13 protein-coding genes are annotated in these 14,514 nt (G+C 41.0%); 6 read left to right on the top strand and 7 right to left on the bottom strand.

Annotated elements, in window-relative coordinates; translation table 11 throughout:
* Positions 1 to 103: 103 nt before the first annotated feature.
* On the bottom strand, positions 104 to 1,474 hold the full coding sequence (gene mpl, locus HHA43_RS10105; protein ID WP_168526391.1) for a UDP-N-acetylmuramate:L-alanyl-gamma-D-glutamyl-meso-diaminopimelate ligase: 1,371 nt from the start codon (positions 1,472 to 1,474) through the stop codon (positions 104 to 106).
* A 269-nt stretch (positions 1,475 to 1,743) separates the two neighbouring features.
* On the opposite strand from mpl, the gene HHA43_RS10100 reads away from it, so the two are divergent.
* The 4 genes from HHA43_RS10100 (at position 1,744) to HHA43_RS10085 (ending at position 5,953) form a co-directional block, all read left to right on the top strand.
* Positions 1,744 to 2,085 carry a DMT family protein gene (locus tag HHA43_RS10100; protein ID WP_168418722.1) on the top strand — a complete coding sequence of 114 codons (342 nt, stop codon included), beginning with the start codon at positions 1,744 to 1,746 and terminating at the stop codon, positions 2,083 to 2,085.
* A gap of 225 nt (positions 2,086 to 2,310) precedes the next feature.
* A complete protein-coding gene (purE, locus tag HHA43_RS10095) occupies positions 2,311 to 2,823 on the top strand; it encodes a 5-(carboxyamino)imidazole ribonucleotide mutase (RefSeq protein WP_168418721.1) in 513 nt (170 codons plus the stop codon).
* Positions 2,824 to 2,837: 14 nt separating this feature from the next.
* Positions 2,838 to 3,959 (top strand): 5-(carboxyamino)imidazole ribonucleotide synthase, encoded by a 1,122-nt coding sequence (locus HHA43_RS10090; RefSeq protein ID WP_168526393.1) that lies wholly within the window; start codon positions 2,838 to 2,840, stop codon positions 3,957 to 3,959.
* A 707-nt stretch (positions 3,960 to 4,666) separates the two neighbouring features.
* Positions 4,667 to 5,953, top strand: coding sequence for a lytic murein transglycosylase (locus HHA43_RS10085; protein WP_168542562.1), 1,287 nt, complete (start codon positions 4,667 to 4,669; stop codon positions 5,951 to 5,953).
* Positions 5,954 to 6,049: 96 nt separating this feature from the next.
* Here the strand turns inward: HHA43_RS10085 and HHA43_RS10080 are convergent, their stop codons facing one another.
* The 5 genes from HHA43_RS10080 to HHA43_RS10060 form a co-directional block, all read right to left on the bottom strand.
* Complete coding sequence (locus HHA43_RS10080) at positions 6,050 to 6,436, bottom strand: hypothetical protein (RefSeq protein WP_168418718.1); 387 nt, start codon at positions 6,434 to 6,436, stop codon at positions 6,050 to 6,052.
* Positions 6,437 to 6,567: 131 nt separating this feature from the next.
* Entirely contained in the window at positions 6,568 to 7,482 is a 915-nt protein-coding gene (locus tag HHA43_RS10075) for a matrixin family metalloprotease (protein ID WP_168418717.1), read from the bottom strand.
* A gap of 196 nt (positions 7,483 to 7,678) precedes the next feature.
* The gene (gene dnaK / locus HHA43_RS10070) at positions 7,679 to 9,616 is read right to left on the bottom strand and encodes a molecular chaperone DnaK (RefSeq protein ID WP_168418716.1); all 1,938 of its coding nucleotides are present in this window, start codon (positions 9,614 to 9,616) and stop codon (positions 7,679 to 7,681) included.
* Positions 9,617 to 9,737: 121 nt separating this feature from the next.
* A complete protein-coding gene (grpE, locus tag HHA43_RS10065) occupies positions 9,738 to 10,310 on the bottom strand; it encodes a nucleotide exchange factor GrpE (protein WP_265087823.1) in 573 nt (190 codons plus the stop codon).
* 638 nt (positions 10,311 to 10,948) lie between these two features.
* Positions 10,949 to 11,410 (bottom strand): DUF1682 domain-containing protein, encoded by a 462-nt coding sequence (locus HHA43_RS10060; RefSeq protein WP_168418714.1) that lies wholly within the window; start codon positions 11,408 to 11,410, stop codon positions 10,949 to 10,951.
* A gap of 206 nt (positions 11,411 to 11,616) precedes the next feature.
* On the opposite strand from HHA43_RS10060, the gene HHA43_RS10055 reads away from it, so the two are divergent.
* The gene (locus HHA43_RS10055; protein WP_168526397.1) at positions 11,617 to 12,690 is read left to right on the top strand and encodes an alpha/beta hydrolase; all 1,074 of its coding nucleotides are present in this window, start codon (positions 11,617 to 11,619) and stop codon (positions 12,688 to 12,690) included.
* A gap of 40 nt (positions 12,691 to 12,730) precedes the next feature.
* Here the strand turns inward: HHA43_RS10055 and HHA43_RS10050 are convergent, their stop codons facing one another.
* Positions 12,731 to 13,402 (bottom strand): acetoacetate decarboxylase family protein, encoded by a 672-nt coding sequence (locus HHA43_RS10050; protein ID WP_168526399.1) that lies wholly within the window; start codon positions 13,400 to 13,402, stop codon positions 12,731 to 12,733.
* Between the two features lie 98 nt (positions 13,403 to 13,500).
* Between HHA43_RS10050 and HHA43_RS10045 the strand changes: the two genes are divergently transcribed.
* Positions 13,501 to 14,070, top strand: coding sequence for a peptidylprolyl isomerase (locus HHA43_RS10045; RefSeq protein ID WP_168526401.1), 570 nt, complete (start codon positions 13,501 to 13,503; stop codon positions 14,068 to 14,070).
* Positions 14,071 to 14,514 lie beyond the last annotated feature (444 nt).

Here is a 14,514-nt window from a genome sequence, read left to right as displayed (position 1 = left end):
TCATTAGCAAAATCGTTGCTTTTTAAAAATAATATATAAATTTATAATATATAAAAAAGGCCGTATTTTTTGCAAAACACGGCCTTTAAATGAAATTAATGGTTTAAGCGCTGTGTTGCAATGCTTGCATCAGTTTTTGGTGCAAGCCACCAAACCCACCATTAGACATAATCACGACTGCATCGCCCTCACCTGCTTGGCTGACGATGGTTTGAATGATCTCATCCAAAGTATTGGCCACCACAGCATGATTGTCGGCCGCGGCAACCACGGGTTGTAAATCCCAGTCTAAGCCTTCAGGTTGATACCAGATCACAGCATCGGCCAAACGTGCCGAATAGGCTAAGCCATCTTTGTGACTACCCATGCGCATGGTGTTAGAGCGTGGTTCGATAATTGCCCACAATTTACGTTCACCTAAACGTTTGCGTGCACCTTCGAGTGTCGTTTCAATGGCCGTTGGATGGTGGGCAAAGTCATCGTACACTTCAATGCCGCGCGGTGTACCGAGTAATTCCATACGGCGCTTGACCCCACCAAAATTGGATAGCGCAATACATGCTGTTTCAATTGAAACACCGACATGCTCAGCAGCGGCAATGGTGGCTAAAGCATTGGCAACACTGTGCTGCCCTGTCATATTCCAGTGTACTTCACCTTTGATTACACCATTTTGTAGGACGTTAAAGTGTGAACCATCTGCTGCAAGTTGTTCTGCATACAGTTCTGCATTTGGCTGTGCATCGAGCGAAGTACGCAGCACAGGCGTCCAGCAACCCATCTCCAGCACTTCATCAATATGACTTTCTGTAATTGGGGCAATAATGCGGCCTTCACTTGGAATGGTACGCACTAAATGATGGAATTGTTTCTGAATTGCAGCCAAATCATCAAAAATATCGGCATGGTCAAATTCAAGATTATTTAAAATAGCTGTTTTAGGGTGGTAATGGACGAACTTGGAACGTTTATCAAAAAATGCAGAGTCGTATTCATCGGCTTCTACACAGAAGTATTTGCCAGCACCTAAACGTGCACTTTCGCTAAAGCCCAACGGAACACCGCCAATTAAAAAGCCAGGTTCTAAGCCTGCCTGATCTAACACCCACGCCAGCATGGTGGTGGTGGTGGTTTTACCGTGTGTACCTGCAACGCCCAGTACGTGCTTGCCTTGCAAGACATGATCGGCCAGAAACTGTGGGCCAGAAATATACGGCAAACCTGCATTGAGCATGTATTCAATCGCATCAATCCCGCGTTTCATGGCATTGCCGACAATCACCAAATCAGGATGCGGTTGTAAATGGCTGCGGTCATAGCCTTGCATTAAGGTAATGCCTGCATTTTCTAGTTGGGTCGACATCGGTGGATATACGTTTTGGTCCGAACCTGTGACGGTATGTCCTAAATCGCGGGCCAAAAGTGCCAAAGAGCCCATAAATGTGCCACAAATACCCAAAATATGCAGATGCATTCCGCCTTACTCCACTGCTTTTATAGACACATCACTTATCTGTTGTGCTGTTGTCGTGATTAATTTGATTTGAAGCAACGATAGCAAGGGTTTTGGCGAAAAGATAGTGATTCTTGTATCTAGACAGCATGATTTTTAAAGTGAGATCTAAGCAGATATGTGACGATGGCAGTGCTTAAAATTCAGTAGAAGATAAAAAATTTGTCTACGTGTATTTTTAAGGTCGAATCCCCGTAAAATAAACTGAACTTTTTAGATAGTACGGCACAATGTCTTCGGCACTTTTACTTTTGGTGATTGCAAACTGTTTTATGACCTTGGCTTGGTATGGTCATCTCAAGTTTTTACCGCACGATGCACCGCTGTGGCAGGCCATTTTATTCAGTTGGGTGATTGCCCTGTTTGAATATAGCTTGATGATTCCTGCGACCCGTTTGTTGGCACAGCATGGTTGGGCGGTCGGTCAAATGAAAATTACCCAAGAAGTTGTGACCTTACTGGTTTTTGTACCATTTATGATTTTTTTATTTAAGCAGCCTTTTAAACTGGATTATGTGTGGGCAGCTTTATGCTTATGCGGCTGCGTGTATTTTGTGTTTCGTACTCCCTAAAAATCGGGGAATTCTGACTTAAACAGGTTTGGGAATCCCCTATTAAGTTTATAGATTTTAGATTGTTCAGCACTTAGCCGATAAAAATAATGAAAAAAGCCTACTTGGTGGCTGTGTTCAATTTTAACAAGTCGAAAAATCAGTCTATAATGTGGAGTTCTTATTCAAGCTTGGCTTTCTCGCCTGAATTTATCTTTCCTTAGTTTCGTTTCTGGAATATTTGTAATGAATGCGGCCGCTGCACAAGACGCTCCTCTCGTTGGAATTATCATGGGTTCTCAATCGGATTGGGCAACTCTCGAACACACTGCCAATATGCTGAAGCAGCTTGGTGTCCCATTTGAAGCGGAAGTCGTTTCTGCACACCGTACCCCAGACCGCTTATTTGAATATGCTGAACAAGCACGTGAGCGTGGTATTCAGGTGATCATTGCAGGCGCAGGCGGTGCAGCACATTTACCAGGCATGTGTGCAGCCAAAACTGACTTACCTGTGTTGGGTGTACCTGTAAAATCTTCTATTTTAAATGGTGTCGATTCATTACTTTCAATTGTGCAAATGCCTGCGGGTATTGCGGTAGGTACTTTGGCGATTGGGCCAGCGGGTGCGACCAATGCCGCAATTATGGCTGCACAGATTTTAGGTTTAACCCGTCCAGAGATTGCAACAAATGTTGCTAATTTCCGTGCTGCGCAAACTGAGAAAGTCTCAAGCAACAATATTCCAGGTCAGGCTTAAGCGGGACAATTACTATGGATAAGACCATCGGTATTTTTGGTGGTGGACAGCTGGGCCGTATGATGGCACAAGCGGCTTTACCGCTAAATATTCAATGTACCTTTTTTGAAGCCAGTTCAGATTGCCCTGCAGCAGCTTTAGGGCAGGTATTTGCCAGTAAAAGCGAAAATAGCCTTCAAAATTTTATACACAGTGCTGATGTATTCAGTCTTGAATTTGAAAATACGCCATTGGTAGATGTAGATGTCTTGATTAAGCACAAAGACTTACATCCACCACGTCAGGCCTTAGCGATTGCACAAAACCGCTTGCTGGAAAAAGGCTTATTTGATGAATTGGCAATTCCTGTTGCGCCGTATAAAGCAGTCAACTCACTGGAAAGTTTACAGGCTGCTGTAGCTGAACTCGGTCTGCCGATTGTGCTAAAAACTGCTACAGGCGGCTATGATGGCAAAGGTCAATTTGTACTGCGCAGTGCGGATCAAATTGAACAAGCTTGGGCAGAATTAGGCCCTGCAGGTAGCCTGATTGCAGAAAGTTTTGTTAGCTTTTCACGTGAAGTCTCTATTATTGCGGTGCGTGGTCAGCAAGGTGAAGTGAAAACTTGGCCATTGGCAGAAAACCATCATCACAATGGTATTTTGTCACATTCAATTGTACCTGCACCAAACAGTGCAGACTTGCAGCCTATGGCGCAGGAATATATCACTCGCCTACTCAATCATTTGAATTATGTGGGTGTGTTGACACTAGAATTGTTTGTGACTGAACAAGGTTTGTATGCCAATGAAATGGCACCACGCGTACACAACTCTGGTCACTGGTCTATTGAAGGTGCGGTGTGCTCTCAGTTTGAAAACCACATTCGTGCTGTGGCAGGACTACCATTAGGTTCAACCGAAGTAGTACGTCCAACGGTAATGGTCAATATTATTGGCAAGCATCCAAAAACTGAAGATGTATTGGCATTACATGGCGCACATTTGCACCTATACAATAAAACTGAGCGTGAAGGCCGTAAAATTGGGCATATTACTTTAATGCCGAATGATGCTGCTGAATTGACAGATTTATGCCGCCAGTTGGCAAAAATTTTGCCAAATCCTTTGGCACTCAGTGAAGATATGTGTATCTAAGCCTATACATAATCGAAAAATTATAAAAAAGCGTTCAAGATTGAGCGCTTTTTTTCTCTCTTAGATTCTCAAATGAAGTGCAACAAATTTTAAATCTTACTATTTCAATACTTTCTACCGTTTATCTGTAGCCAATTGACCCTGCAATTCTGGGTTGATTAAGATAAATTTGCTTTAATCAACACAAACAATTGTATCCAACAGCGGCTCTTAATAAAAATACAAACAAGTTTGCTTAGAAAAAACAGTAGTAATGAATTCAAAACTTTAAATTCAAATGGCGTGTTTTAAATTTAAAGCTGTGGTGTAACTTTGAATTTAAACATGGAGAGTGAATTTAAAAATGGGTAAATAGTTTTGAATTTAAATAAAAAGTGTTGGTTGTTGTTGTTTTTAAATTTAAAAAAACTGCTTTTAAATTCAAATCAATTACTTCGGGAAATGCAATATATCCAGTTTTGTGGATAACTTTACTCATCTTAATTTAAATTCAAACTTTTAAATTTATAAGCCGGCTGCTTGGCTGTAATTTTGAATTTAAAAATAAAAAATATAGTACTTGTGGATAAGTTTTTTAAATTCAACAACCAAATATGAATTTAAAATTGAGAAAATGAATTTAAAGTTACAGATTTTCATCTGATCTCTAAGGCTGAAGGTGTTATGGTAAAGCCATGATTTAAATTCAAAGCACATCAAAGGATATTATGCATCGTTTCGCTGTGATTTTTGCGACTGCTGCAATGGCAGCAACTCAGGTTCAGGCCGAGCTGATTATAAATGGAAAAACCATGACCGTAACACCTGCGGTCAGTTCATCTGCCAATTTTCAACCACAAAATCATTTTCAGAGTTGTTTGGCCAATTTACGTAGTCAGGCCATTGCCAAAGGGGTCAGTGGCAGTAGCTATGACCGCTACACTCAAAATTTAAGTCCAGACTATTCGGTGATTGAACGTTTAAATTATCAACCTGAATTTTCCACGCCAATCTGGGATTATCTATCAGGGCTGGTCGATGATGAGCGGGTACAGTTAGGACAGCAAAAATTAGCGCAGCATCGTGAAGTGTTGAATCGTGTTGCTGCAGCTTATGGCGTACCTGCCGAAACTGTGGTGGCGGTTTGGGGTGTGGAAAGTAATTTTGGTGCGATTTCTGGCCGCTACCCATTATTACAGACATTGGGTACTTTGAGCTGCGAAGGACGCCGTCAAAGTTATTTCCGTGGCGAGTTTTTTACCACCATGCGTTTATTACAACGTGGTGATGTCACTGAATCACAATTAAAAGGCTCATGGGCAGGGGCGTTTGGACATACCCAGTTTATGCCATCGACCTATGACGAATTGGCGGTCGATTTTGATGGTGATAGACGTCGTGACTTGGTTTCCAGTATTCCAGATGCTTTGGCTTCCACTGCTAACTTTTTAAAACGCCGTGGCTGGCAAACAGGGCAGCCGTGGGGCTTTGAGGTGAATGTTCCTGCCGGCATGTCGTTAAGTGGAGAAGGGCGACGTAATAAAAAATCACTAAGTAGTTGGGTCAACCGCGGATTAACTCGTGCAGATGGCTCAGCTTTAATTCAGGGCAATTTGTCGGGTAGTAGTCAGGCTGGTTTAATGGCGCCTGCAGGTGCTAATGGCCCTGTGTTCTTGGTGTTTAGAAACTTCGATGCAATTTATAGCTATAACGCAGCAGAAAGTTATGCTTTAGCGATTGCGCATTTGTCTGATCGTTTAATGGGGCAGTCTGCATTCCGCACTGCTTGGCCAACCGATGATGCGGGCACATCTCGTGCAGAACGCCGAGAAATTCAACGCTTTTTGTTAAATCGTGGTTATGACATTGGTGATGTCGATGGTTTAATTGGCGACAAAACCCGTCAAGCGATTCGTCAGGAGCAAATTCGACTGGGGTTGTCACCAACGGGTCGGGCAGGGCAACAAATTTTGCGTGCATTCCGTAATGAAACTGCCAAACAAATGATGCAATAATCGGCAGATATTTCTCAATAAAAATAATATGTTTACATAAAAAAAAGGTCTGCTTTCATTGCAGACCTTTTTTATATTTTAGCTAAAGCTCAATATTTATACCGCAGAGGTATCAATCTTCACAGCTTCGAGCAAATCAAAAATCACAGTCGTGACATCTTGGCTTAATTCACGATTATTAAAAATTTCGTAGGCTGAAATGGTGATGTCTGTATCACTTGGTAGTAGACGTTGTTCTTCTTCAATTAAATGCTCAATTGGAAGTAAGGTCTGTCTAACTTCAAGATGCAAAATATCTTTGTATTCAATATTTTCATCATCTAATTCAATGATTTGCTCATTAAAATATGGCAATAAAATCGAGTGGAGATAAGGTTGAAGCTCAACAATATCAAAAATTTCGATATCACGGGTTTGTTCAATCGTGCTGATGTGGTCATTTACTTCAATCAGAATATGGTAGTAACTCACATGAATCTCCACAGATCGTTCAGGGTTATACAGAGCGTCCACAATAACATGAAATGAGTAAATTTGCTGCCTCTTCGCGTGTAATGCCTATGTAACGATGCTGCGGGGCAGGCTGTGTGGTTGTTTTAATTCGGCTTGATTATTTAATGCCGTGCATGTAGCAAATCAATATCAGCCGGGCGGAGTTGGAAATTTTTCAACTGTTGATCTTTTAACATGGGGTACATTAGGGCATGTGGGTCATTGTGATGTTGCAAGCCAAGTGCATGTCCAAACTCATGTGCCAAGGTTAAGCGTAAATCATCTTCAGATTGAAACTCATAAATTCGGATGGCACGTCCATCGAAACTGCCTTTGTCAAATAAACGAGGCTGAAAGCGGATGTTATATTGTTGTATAGATACATCAATGTCCTGATTCAGTTGATTGAGTGCATCTACTTGTTGATTGAGCTGATTAATTTGCTGATTAAATTGCGCAATTTCATGCTCTAAATTCCACATATGTTGCTGGATGTCTTGCTTCTTAGCTGCAAAAACCTCATGTTGTGACGGATGTAATCCACCACTTTGATTAATCTGTTGAACTTGTTGATTGTATTGTGCGAGTTGCTGCTCAAACTGCATTTTTTTAGCAGCAAGTTGTGAGTTTTTATCATCAATTTGCTGTTTAAGCATCTGAACTTGCAGGCTTTGTTCATTCCAATGCTGTTGACGTTGTTCAATTTCACTGAGCTCTTGACGACGTTGATTAGACTCATCTTGTCGTTGGTCATAAATTAAATGAATTGCGAGTTTGGCCTTTGGGTCATAGACAAAATAATCTTGTCCCGTGCCGTGTTTCCAAATATCGGTAGCTTCCTGACTGATGCGAAGCAAATCGGCTTGACCCAACCCAAAACGTGGGTCTAGCTCTGCAATACGGTAGCGTAAGCGTGTGTCTAAAGGATGTTGCAATCGATCAAGTGCGGTATTGTGCCGTGTATGAGGGTGTTGAATATTTTGATAAATCAGCAAAATAGCAAATACTATGATTGCACCCAAAAGAAACAAACGCATCGCCAAGCAACTTCCTTTTTTGACTTACTGTAGCCGAAAGCAGGGCAGTAACTCAATCTATTTAGAGGTTTACTCAGGCTTTAGCGTATTGATTTGAGAATCTAAGTTTAAAAAAAAGATGCATATTCATTGGGCATAAAAAAACCGCACTGCAATGGTTTGCAGCGCGGTTTTTGGTTTGTGTTAAAGCGACAAATTATTTTTTGTCATCTTTCACTTCGGTGAATTCAGCATCAACCACACCATCGTCAGCTTTTTGTTGACCTGCATCGCCTTGGAATGCATTCGGGTCAAAACCTTGTGCACCACCTTGACCTTGTGCAGCTTCATAAGCACGTTGTGTAATTGGCATGATGATGTTTTGCAATGCTTCAGTTTTCGCTTTGATTGCATCTACATCATTTTCTTTCGTCACGGCTTCAAGTTCAGTGACCGCAGTTTCGATCGCAGTTTTCTCATCGGCAGTGACTTGTTCACCAAGGTCTTTTACTGCTTTTTGAGCTGAAGAAACAAGTGCATCGGCTTCGTTACGTGCTTTTGCAAGTTCTTCAAACTTACGGTCTTCTTCAGCATTCGCTTCAGCATCTTTGATCATCGCTTCAATTTCAGCATCGCTCAAACCAGAGTTTGCTTTAATTTGAATAGATTGCTCTTTGCCTGTGCTCTTGTCTTTAGCAGATACTTTCAAGATACCGTCAGCGTTAATGTCGAATGATACTTCAATTTGTGGCACACCACGTGGCGCTGGTGGAATGTCACCTAATTGGAAGTTACCCAACAATTTGTTTTGTTGAGCCATTTTACGCTCACCTTGGTAAACCGAAATATCTACCGCAGGCTGGTTGTCCGCTGCTGTTGAGAACACTTGAGATTTCTTTGCAGGAATCGTAGTGTTTTTCTCAATGATTGGCGTCAACACACCGCCCATCGTTTCAATACCAAGCGTTAATGGTGTTACGTCTAGAAGCAATACGTCAGTTTTGTCACCAGACAATACCGCACCTTGAATCGCTGCACCAATTGCAACTGCTTCGTCTGGGTTCACGTCTTTACGTGGTTCTTTGCCAAAGAACTCTTGTACTTTTTGTTGTACAAGTGGCATACGTGATTGACCACCGACTAAAATTACGTCAGAGATGTCTGATGTTGAAAGTCCAGCATCTTGAAGCGCAACTTTACATGGCTCAATAGTACGAGCAACTAAGTCTGCCACTAAACCTTCAAGTTTAGCGCGTGTCACGTTAATCACTAAGTGCTTAGGACCAGTTGCATCTGCAGTGATGTATGGCAAGTTAATTTCAGTCGCGTTAGAAGAAGAAAGCTCAATTTTTGCTTTCTCAGCCGCTTCTTTTAGACGTTGTAGCGCCAATGGATCTTGCTTCAAGTTGAAGTTTTGTTCTTTTTTGAACTCTTCAACCAAGTATTCGATCAAGGCATTGTCAAAGTCTTCACCACCTAAGAAAGTATCACCGTTGGTAGATAACACTTCAATTTGCTGGTCGCCATCTAGGTCTGCAATTTCAATGATAGATACGTCAAAAGTACCACCACCCAAGTCATACACAGCAACTTTACGGTCGCCTTCTTTCTTGTCCATACCAAATGCAAGTGCAGCAGCAGTTGGTTCGTTAATGATACGTTTAACTTCTAAACCAGCAATTTTACCCGCATCTTTCGTTGCTTGACGCTGCGCATCGTTAAAGTACGCAGGTACAGTAATTACTGCTTCAGTCACCGTTTCGCCTAAGTAATCTTCGGCAGTCTTTTTCATCTTTTTCAAAGTTTCAGCAGAAATTTGCTGTGGCGCAAGTTTCTTGTCATTCACTTCAACCCAAGCATCACCATTGTCTGCTTTGATGATTTTGTAAGGTACAAGACCAATGTCTTTTTGTACCGCTTGGTCTTCATAACGACGACCGATTAAACGCTTAATAGCGAATAATGTATTTTTTGGATTGGTTACCGCTTGACGCTTTGCAGATTGACCTACAAGAATTTCGCCATCTTTATACGCAATAATAGATGGAGTTGTGCGTGCGCCTTCTGCGTTTTCAATTACTTTAACTTTGTCGCCTTCAAGTACCGCTACACATGAGTTAGTTGTACCTAAGTCAATACCAATGATTTTAGCCATTTGGATGTTTCCTCAAAAATTCTTTTGCAATGTTTTCACTTGTTATTCGATATGAGAGCCAATCAAAATTTTTCAAGTTGTTTAGATGAAAATTTTTTATCAACCCTCGAATTTATAAGGCTTAAGCGCCAACCATCACCATTGCAGGGCGTAGTAAACGACCATGTAGGGTGTAGCCTTTTTGTAACACGTTACCAATTTCGTTGGCTTTCGCAGTTGGATCAATACCCACTGCTTGGTGCAGGTCTGCATTGAAGCCGCTAGCTGTATCAATCACCACCACACCAAACTTTTCTAGGGTGCTGAGTAAAGATTTCAACGTAAGTTCCACACCTTCAGACAATGCGGTTTTTTCATCGCCATTGGCGGCAATGGCACGTTCAAGGTTATCTACAGAATCCAATAACTCTTTGGCAAACTTTTCCAAAGCAAACTTTTTAGCGGTATCTGCTTCACGTTCTAAGCGTTCTTTGGTTTTTTCAGCTTCGTAAACAGCATTGGCAGTACGTGCTTTTTCCAGTTTTAAGCTTTCTTCAAGTTTGTTCAGTTGTTCTTGTAAAGATTCAACGGAAACTTCTGCTTGCTCAGTATCTTGCGCTGTTTGTGGTTCCGTTTGCGCTTGCTCAAGGTCTTGAGTTTGCTCGTTCTGCTCAGTTGCCATTGATTTACTCCGTTTAAATGGGTTTTTAAACATGTACAGTCCTTTGGCGTCAGTGCTAATGCAAACTGCGTTATTGCTGAACTGCCATGGTTCGAGAAGTTCGTAATTAGCTAAGAAATCGGGGCAGGGCAGATAAAATTCAAGCGTCTTTGCAGATTAATTTTATTTTGCTTTGAACTTTAATTAAAAATAACGACTTTGCCGCACTTTAATGTTGCAATTGAAGGAGGGTTTGAAGCAAAAATGATGCGGCATTTTGGGGTGAAAAAGTGGATTTAAAAGCATGAAAGTAATTGATTTATATAGGGATTGATCTGTTACTTATGGTTTTAGATTTTAGCTTTCATCAAGTTGCTGTGCTAATGGTGTGTTAAGTAAGAGCTAAAACAAATAATTTCAGAGAAATTAAATATTTTACAACAGTCTATACGCTGCTTATTCTTTGCGCATAGATGCTATATCGCTGTAGTTTCTGGTGTATTGTTAAATGTGTTTTCTGGCTTATCCAACCTCTGGATAAGCCTTTTTTTTGCTTGATCTTTTTTGTTTTTATCGAAGTCATAAAATGATCGAAAGATTGCGCCATCATTTTGAATTACATGCTGAGCAAGTATTTCTAAATTGTGCTTATATAAGCAATGACGCATTCACTTTTAATCACGATCACGACGTTATTCACGCTCTTTACGGTTTTCCTGCCAGCGTTTTTGTTGTGCATCACGCTGTTGTTGCAAGCGTTTACGTATATCTTCGCGTTTTTTACGTTCAGCTTCGACTTGCTGTTTGCGTTTTTGTTCAAGCTGCTTGCGCTGTTGTTCCGGAAGTCGTTTACGTTGCTCAGCTAAACGCTGGCGTTCTTGCTCGTGTTTTTGCTGTTGCAATTGCTTTTGTCGGTTTTGTTCCCATTCACGACGCTCAATTTCACGCTTGCGACGTTCTAATTCTACCCGTTGTTGGCGCTGTTGATATTCCCAACGCTGACGATCATAGTCATAACGTCGATCATCATAATCATGGCGACGTTCATAACGAGGATCATAGCGACCATCGTAGTAACCATCTTCAGGAAATGCGACACAGCCTACGGCTAAAAAAGCAGTAGCGCATGAGAGTAATATCAGTTTTTTAGCCATGTTCCACCTCCTGAGCCAATCTATGAATTTGCAAGAAACATGCATAATGGGCAGCTAAATTGTCAATGACAGCGTCATAAAAGCAGGTTAGCGTATAGAAAGTTTAGATATGTATAACGATTGAAGCACTTGTATAACAAAATGGTCATTTTGCATTTAATCATGAAGAAATGATGAAGAATTTACGCATATAAAAAGGAACAATCATGCAAATCTTGAATTCATCGCTTAAACAGAGGTTACACAAAGGGCAGGGAACGGCTGCGCGTTTTTTAAATAAATTGCCTGACAGAGCGCATGAAGCCTTAGCGCAGGCCTTGGCTTATCCTTATCAATACCCTGACCTTGATCCTTTTATTAAATGCATGATGGCGGCACAATTAAAGCAAGGTAAAGTTGGTTTTATTGGTGCAGACCCCATTCAGTCCAGACAGCAATTTGACCGTCAAATCGCATCTATTGCCAGTACGCCAACAGCAGTCAAGCGTGTGGAAGAGGTTCGCTTAAATTTACCCAGCGGTGATATTGCAGCACGTTATTATCATCCTGCACCGCATAAAAAACTGCCTTTAATTGTGTTTTATCATGGTGGTGGTTTTGTGGTGGGTGGTTTAGACAGCCATGATGAATTCTGTCGTTTGATGGCAGTGCATGCCAATGCGCAAGTGTTGAGTGTGGCGTATCCGCTTGCACCTGAAGCCAGTCCACAGCAGATTATTCAGGTCTGTGAAGAGGCTTTGGCGTGGGCTTATCAACATCGTCGTCAAATGAAAATTTTAAAAAACCGTATTGCGGTGGCAGGTGATAGTGCTGGCGGTAATATTGCGGCAGTGGTTGCGCAGCGTAGTGTGCACAGTGCCTATGCACCCGAGGCACAGTTCCTGATTTATCCTGCATTGGATTTTAAAAGCCGACACCCTTCATTTTTTGCCTATAAAGATGGCTTGGTGCTCACAGAGCAAGATATAGATTTCGTGACGCATCACTACGCTACGCAGCACCAAGTGGCTTTGGATGATCCGATTATTTCTCCAACTTTTGGGAAGTTAAAAAAATTAGCGCCTGCTTTTGTGGTCACAGCAGGGCATGATGTGCTGCACGATGAAGCGGAAATTTATGCACATAAATTACGTCAAAATCAGGTAACGGCTAAGTATGTTGAATATTTAGATCAGGCACATGGCTTTATTAACCTGAGTTTTGTGTCGAGCCGTGCAAAAAAACTCAGCATTGAAATGTGTAAAAACTTTAGAAAGTTTTGGGATCGTCCTCGCCATTGAAAATCTGTATCTATGGGTTCAATTTGTTTCACGTGGAACTTTATTTCTTAGAATGAATTGTGGCTTCAGGAAAAATCAGTTCAAACGCAGGCACGTAAAAGCCAGTCAATAAACGTGCCTGGGAAACATCTGGAAATAATGAGGAGTTGGGTTGCCAAGAAACTTGTTTTAGTGGGATCAATTGACCACGAAATGAAGGACTAAAGCGATAACATTTACCTTGCCAGATTTGTGTGATCTTTAATAATGCAGCGGGCAGATATTGACTATTTACATTGATGTATCGACCTTTTGTATGCTGCTCAAATCGAATACAGAGTTCTAAATCTGCCTGTCGAATGGTACAAGTGCTTTGCTGAGCATGCGCCTGCCATTCAAATGTGGCCAATTCTTTAGGAATCCCCCAAAGTTGTTGTCCATGCTGGACAGAAGATTCTGTGGAAACAAAAATCTTGGGAATATTAGATAACACACGTCGTTGCAATACGGGATGATCTAAAATCAGCAACTCATCATAGGCGCCAATTGGGCTTTGTGCATAGCGCACCAACATGATTTGTACCACACACCCAAATGCTGAAGGTGTTAAGCCAAAAATCTGTGCCTGTTTTAAAGCAGAGGAGCTGAGCCAATAATTTAGAATATAGGCTTCACCTTGCAACAACCAAGGCGGCAAACACAGCACGGTATGATCTGAATTATTTTTATACATAAGTTTTCCAGCGTGATAAAAAATAGCCACTGATTTATTATCGTAATCTTATTAATATAGACGAATTCCGAATACAACACAGATGGATTGCCAAGTAAATGTTAAAACAAAGTATGTTCACACTTGCCGCAATGGCGATGAGCTTTAATGTAATGGCGGCAAACAGCATTATTGAAATGAAAACCAGCATGGGCAATATAGAAATTGAGTTGTTTAATGACAAAGCGCCTATTTCTGCAAAAAACTTTGAAGATTATGCCAAGTCAAATTTCTATAACGGCACAATCTTCCACCGTGTGATTCCAGGCTTCATGGTGCAAGGCGGTGGTATGGATGCCAAGATGCAAGAAAAACCAACCAAAGCGACTATTCGTAACGAATCAGGCAATGGCTTGAAGAACACACGCGGTACTTTGGCAATGGCACGTATGAATCACCCTGATTCTGCAAGCAGCCAATTCTTTATTAATGTGGCAGATAACGACTTCTTAAATAGAAGCCCTCGAAATGCAGGTTATGCGGTATTTGGTAAAGTCACTAAAGGTATGGATGTGGTAGATCGTATTGTGAAAGTACCGACGGGCAACTATGGGATGCACCAAAATGTACCTAAACAAGCGGTTAAAATTCTAAGTGTCACGGTAAAGCCTGTGCTCGCTGCAAAATAAGTAAATATTGATGATAAAAATATAAAAAATATATTTTTATTTAAAATTAAGTGTTTATAGGGTGGTTTGTGTATTTTTGAGCCAATATGATGCATAAAAATCCAACACTCGTGAAAACAAGCAGTTAAAAGCACTTGCACGTGTAGGAAATTGCCCTATAATGCACCCATCCCAACGCGAAACAACTTAGAAACTTAGCTCACAGGGTTAAGTTGTAGAGAAAGTTTTGCGTTATATTTTCACTGACGAAGTGAAAATAAGATCATTAAGAGATTATGAAGAACAACTTGTGTGGATTTTTACTGATTGATTGATCGAAAATATTTCATTGATTGATTGGTTTAAATTACTCGAAGTTTATTTGAGTGAAATTTAAGTCAGAAAATTGATGAGCCAGATTTGGAAGTTTAGATTAAAACTTCAAAATGATTTTAACTGAAGAGT

Source organism: Acinetobacter sp. A2, assembly GCF_012371325.1.
In the GTDB taxonomy this organism is placed as follows: domain Bacteria; phylum Pseudomonadota; class Gammaproteobacteria; order Pseudomonadales; family Moraxellaceae; genus Acinetobacter.
This window is presented reverse-complemented; position numbering and strand designations above follow the sequence as displayed.